At 51.9% G+C, this 5,612-nt stretch carries 6 protein-coding genes and 1 pseudogene; all 7 read right to left on the bottom strand.

Annotated features, from left to right (window positions below):
* Positions 1-318 (bottom strand): B12-binding domain-containing protein (locus VB016_06990; GenBank protein MEA4978269.1); only part of this gene is annotated, 318 nt, incomplete at its 3' end.
* Positions 319-593: 275 nt separating this feature from the next.
* A complete protein-coding gene (locus VB016_06985) occupies positions 594-2,024 on the bottom strand; it encodes an APC family permease (GenBank protein ID MEA4978268.1) in 1,431 nt (476 codons plus the stop codon).
* 117 nt (positions 2,025-2,141) lie between these two features.
* The gene (locus tag VB016_06980; protein ID MEA4978267.1) at positions 2,142-2,300 is read right to left on the bottom strand and encodes a hypothetical protein; all 159 of its coding nucleotides are present in this window, start codon (positions 2,298-2,300) and stop codon (positions 2,142-2,144) included.
* 1 nt (position 2,301) lies between these two features.
* A complete protein-coding gene (locus VB016_06975) occupies positions 2,302-2,613 on the bottom strand; it encodes a hypothetical protein (protein MEA4978266.1) in 312 nt (103 codons plus the stop codon).
* Positions 2,610-3,716: a DMT family transporter gene (locus tag VB016_06970; GenBank protein ID MEA4978265.1), complete on the bottom strand. Its 1,107-nt coding sequence runs from the start codon at positions 3,714-3,716 to the stop codon at positions 2,610-2,612. The genes VB016_06975 and VB016_06970 overlap by 4 nt, the downstream gene beginning before the upstream one ends.
* A 131-nt stretch (positions 3,717-3,847) precedes the next feature.
* Positions 3,848-5,254: pseudogene (mtbB, locus tag VB016_06965) on the bottom strand ([dimethylamine--corrinoid protein] Co-methyltransferase).
* Positions 5,255-5,260: 6 nt separating this feature from the next.
* Positions 5,261-5,612: cobalamin-dependent protein (locus VB016_06960; GenBank protein ID MEA4978264.1), on the bottom strand; the 352-nt coding region annotated here is incomplete at its 5' end.

Raw genomic sequence — 5,612 nt, 5'->3', positions numbered from 1 at the left:
TATGTCTCCCTCGATGGTGCATATCAGGAACTTTCCGAGGCCTTCGCCCGCCGATTTTCCGGATTTCTCCAGCTCAGGGGTGAGAAGGTTCACGCCCGCGTTCATGGCGTTGGCGGCCGACATGATGTGCGGCAGGAACAGTTTCTTCGCCTGGTACAGGTCCCCTACTTCCTGGATGCCTGCGGTGTATCCTTCCTGGATCAGGTTCACCAGGTCGGCTTTTTTCGCGATGGCCTCTTTGGCCACTTCTACCGATGCTTTCTGGTCGTAGGCCATGACAGCCTTCTTCGCTCTCTCGTTCAAATCTTTCTGAGTCAAATGTTCTCCTCCTCGAAGCGGTTTCCTCCGGGCGTGCCCATACGGGCCGCATAACAAACTGATAGGAAGTGTTGGATGCAATCACCCTCCAACCTATCATTTCTAGAGTTGATACTACATGTCCTTACATAATATATTAATTTATGTTGCTTCAAAAAAATGCCTAGGTAAATAGTATTTAAAACTTACTTCTTTTCAACACAATTTAGAAAACCAATATTTAAGGATTTTGATTTATAAAAATAAATAAAAATGGGGCGGAAGCCCCGTTGTGTTTACTCTGATGATCGCGAAACTGGCTCTTTTCCAGATTTGTTCTCCTTCAGATAATTCTGAGTTACCATCCATATAGGCACGAATACGGCCAGGATGACAACGCCCAAGATAACCGATAATGCATCATAATCTACATAGTTGAGATATGCCAGACAAGGAAGCAATACACCGATCTCATACACCACCATGATCAAGGCCACATAGCGATACCACCGGGGCAGGCCGAACGGTCTCTCCATGCTCTTGAAGGGCTCTACCGTCTTGGACCTGTAGTAAGCTGCAAGAGCGATACCGACCGCAAGGGCGTAACCCATCGATGATGCTGCCAAAACTGCGACTGGATTCTGCACGAGCACGAGTGCCAGATTGAACACGCTCACGAATATCATAGCGTTGATCGGGTTTCCGCGGACGTTTGTCTTTGCGAACCAGCGGGGCAGGTTACCCTCAAGGCTCATCGAATACAGCGTCCTGGAGGACCCCAGGAAACCGGTCTGGATAATCATCAGCATTGCGCATATCAGCATGATCATCGCAATGATCTGTCCAGCATCGCCGAACACTATCTGAGACATCGGATTAAGGGGATCGATCGGCGCATTGGCGATACCATCTATTCCGAGGGTTCCGACAACTGACGTCTGGGTCAGTGCATAGAGCATTAGGCATATTATACCGCATACGAATAGCGCCTTAGGTATGTCTGACTTGGGTTTCTTATATTCGGGACCGTAAACTGCAGCCGTTTCCCAAGCACACGCGCTCCATTGGGCCATGGCCATTATTCCTAAGAATATCACTATGTCCCCGGACCCCCAGCTCCAGTCCATAGGAAGCCATTTTCCGGAGATGTTGGAAGCGACGAAGTCACCTGTGAAAAACGGTGCGACGAGGATTATTATCAATGGTACCAATGATACGAGTGCCAGAACAAGAGCGGTGAATGATCCGCCTTTTAGTCCGCGGGCACCTATGACCGTCATTCCGACAACGATCGCGAGTCCTATGAGGAGGTCGAGCCATACCCCGGCATCGGCCAGATCGGGCATGAATCCTCTCACATAGGTACCGATCGTCAGCGTGAATATCGCTACGACCGGGCACCATGCGAACCAATAGCACCAGGCGCAGAAAGCACCTATGAACTTACCGCGGTTGTATTTAGATTTTGAATCTCCATTCTTAGAGAAAACCTTCTGTGCACATCCCGGAAGCCCGGTTGCATCTGAAAATGTTGTTGTCATCTCGCCGAATGCGGCGTTCTGTACAAATCCCTGAAGAACGGAAAGTATCCAGATAATTATGGAGAAACCCCATAGATATCCGGCTGAGTATCCGATCGAAGGCAGAATGAGGATAGGTACACCCAAAGCAATGAGCATGCCTTGTTTCCAGTCAATCGTCCTTTGTAGACTCGATGTTTCTGTCATGTTTTCCTCCAATTATCAGGCCCTGCAGGTCAGCAAAGCCTCCCCTGCCACTCTTTGGCAACCCGAAAATTGTTTGGTAAGGGGTTTCCGGCCAACGGCCGGTATGGTTTCTCTCGATCAGAATTTGCTGACGAGCCACCTGGAAACGAGCATACCCGCCACAGATGTGACGAGAATTGCTACCATCCACAGGTATTCCGATCCTGGAATTCCGCCGGCGCAGTATTCGACGGCTATGTCCCAGTTACCGGCCAAATTCACTTGATCTGTCCACATTTCACTCACCTCTGGGTTTGACGATGGTCTTCAGGCGCTCTAGCTCGTCCCTTCCAATGGCTGTGAGTCCGTACTGGAGCAAAAGGTTGCCCTTACCGTACTTCATCTCCTCATCGATCGATGCATCGGTCTCTTTTATGAAACCCGAAGCGGATAGCTCGATGAGGTCCCAGTTGGTAGATTGGCGTCCGAACTTGCTTTTTCTGTCCTTGTATTCTCCGGCCATGAGCTCGGTCACTTCGTAGTTCCAAAGGTGTCCCTTTTCTGCAAAGATCTCGAGCAGACGGAATTTGACTGGGCGTCCTTCCATCATTCTACCGCCCCCGTATCACGAAGGCTGGCTATTTCTTCGGAACCTTCAGATGCCATCAATCCTCCTCCGACGACACATATCACGGCACCGATAACGAGCAACCATCCGGGGTTGGCTCCGGTGAACATGAATATAAAGACGACGGCCATGATTGCGTAAAGGCTTCCTACCGCCTGTCCGCGTCCCACGCCGATAAGCGGGAACGATTTGTACCAGGTCACGTAGCAGAACCCGAAGGTCAGTCCGAGCATCAGCAGAACGATGAAAACGGTGGATTCGAATATCATTCCGAGGTAGTCGAACATCGGGAACCCTGCAAGCGCAAGGATCGGTATGACAACGACCCACCAAATAAGGGTCTCAAAGATGAATCTCATGTGGATACCGACATCGGGCTCAGAAACATCCAGAGCCTTTCCTGCGAAGCATCCCTCAAATCCCCATCCTACCGCGGCCATGATCCCTCCGACGAAACCCCAGATGCGTATGTCGCCTGACGAGATCTCCTCGATGAATCCGCCAGCGTATGCGGTTATTCCTCCAAGCACGATGACGAATATCCCGATCATAGCGCGCCTGGATATCTTCTGGCCAAGCCATGTCCTGGAGACGATTGAACCGACGACAGGGTACAGCAGAGCTGTAACCGCGGCGAACGCCGCTCCGATGAATCCCATTGCCATGAAGCTTCCCAAAACTGCGGTCGCACCGCAGATTGCAGCCAAAAAGTACCATTTGTCGGCAGCCTTGACCTCTTTAAATGTCCTCTTCATCTCGGTGAACTTGCCCATCCACAGGTTCCAAAGGCACAGTGCCAGAACGACCAGCAGTGCATTTACTCCTGTGATCAGTATAGCAAACACCATGAAAGATGTTGTCTCGCTCCCGGTGACTGCAGTTACTTCTGCCTGCATTGTGACGAACGGGTCCAAATACCATATCATGTCCCCGGGAATGTACCACAATCCCCAGAACACGGCACAGAAAAGAGCCATTGCGTAACCGAAAAGAACTCTCCTTTTGTTGTCCTGCTTACGTTTTGCATTGATCTTTTCGACCATGCTGACGTTGCTCATTTCATTATCATTTACATTGACTTCCAATATGTCTTCCCCCCTAGATCAAATTCAGTTCATAGCTTACGCTGGAACTGGCATTTTGAATTTCGGTTTGTGTCTGTTTTTTTAAAAAAACTTTAGTCCGGGCGTTAGCCCGGACTTATTATGGTTTGTGTTTACCTCTTCGCGCGGTACTGCCTGAATTTCTCGCAGCTGTTGATCTTGATACCGAGGAGATCCTCGATATTCATCTTGGCAGCGATTCCCTTAGGGGTCTTAGGAACACCGGTGATTACTCCGAGTCCCCTCTCTTCCCTGAGGTCTCTGAACACATACTCGTCGGACAGGTCGAAAGGAGTGACGCCGAGTTTCTTCGCAACGTACTCTTTTGCCTTTCCGACCTTCATGCGCTTGGAGAATTCCATCCTGGCGACAAGGTCTCCTGCAGTCCTGATTCCTCCCATTCCGGAAGCAACAAAGTGGGCGATAGCCATGCCGGCGGGGTCGCCGACACCTACCTATATGCCGTCCACGTGCGCGATTTCAACCATGGCTTTGCTGCAGCGGGTAACTGCATCCATGGGCGGGGTCTCCGACATCGGAATTCCGCCTACTCCCATTCCCATGTTGACATGGACGGGGAGGTGGGAAACCTCTGTGCATGCTTTCACGAAGGTGACTGCACGCGCCAGGTTCCAGGCGAGGCTCTTTCCGGTGTTGGTGTTCGAAACTGGTCCGAAGACGTCTGCTCCGGCCTTCTCAGCAAGTTTAACCTGCTGGTGGGGGAACATTCCTGCAACGACCTGGCCATCATATTCGATTTCTCCATGGATGCCCATAACGTTCTCTCCGGCCATACCCAGCATTATGTTGGCATTGGGGCACTCTTGTCTGAGCTGCTCCACTCCGTGGAGGGTTCCGACGAAATCGGCATCACCGGCAGAGCCGGTCGTGTCGAAGTTGAAACCGTCCGATCCTGCGCTGAATATTTTGGTGGCAACGTATGCTATATCCCTGGAAAGGTGTTTCGCGGCCGCTTCGGCCTGCTGCTGGGCCTCTTCGATTTTGAACTCTCTCATGAGGTCTGCAGGGTTTCCGAACGGTCCGTCGGGTTTGTAATAAAGGCCCATGTTGGGCATCGCTCCGTAGAAATACGGAATGATGATGTTATTCTGGATTACCTCCATGTCGTTCATCTCGTTTGCGATGACCGGCTTGGTTGGCTTTATGCTGTAATCGGAGTGGGCAAGCTCGAAAGTGTCTGCACAGAGGGTGCGCTCGTGTACGAGTGCTCCGTTGAGCCTGCTCGCCGGAACTCCTCCTCCGCTGTTACCGTTGTCTCCGGTCATATCCAGCTGTCCGATGTCGTACGAAAGAACTACCTCGTTTCCGCGCTGGACACTTACAATCTTGTCCTTGGCGCACACGATCTCCATGAGGCGCTCCATCTCGTCAGACGAGATCATCTTCACTCCGCCCATGTCTGCGGCGTCTGCCGCACCGGCTTCGATGTCGTGTCTTATCTGTTCTTTAGAAAGGAACAGTGTTGCTCCGTCTCCTCTGCGTGTACAAAATTCTGCCATGATTGTTCACCCCAGAAGCGCCTTCGCCTTCCCGACCTGCTCGGACGCCGACTCGCTGTAGCAGTCGGCCCCGATCTTGTCCGCCCATGTCTGCGTGACCGGCGCTCCGCCGACCATCACTTTCACGTTGTCCCTTATGCCTGCGTCCTTGAGCATGCCGATGACGTCCCTCTGGACCGTCATCGTGGTCGTCATGAGGGCCGACATCCCGAGCATAGTGCATCCGTTGTCCCTTACCTGGGCGACGAAATCCTTGGACGGGACGTCCCTGCCGAGGTCGACTACGTCGAAGCCTCCGCACTGGAGCATCGTCGAGCAGATCGATTTGCCTATGTCGTGCACGTCGCCTTCGACGGTC

The organism is Methanomassiliicoccaceae archaeon (assembly GCA_034928305.1).
GTDB lineage: Archaea > Thermoplasmatota > Thermoplasmata > Methanomassiliicoccales > Methanomethylophilaceae > VadinCA11.
Note: the sequence above shows the minus strand (reverse complement) of the source record. Positions and strands in the feature narration are given on the sequence as shown.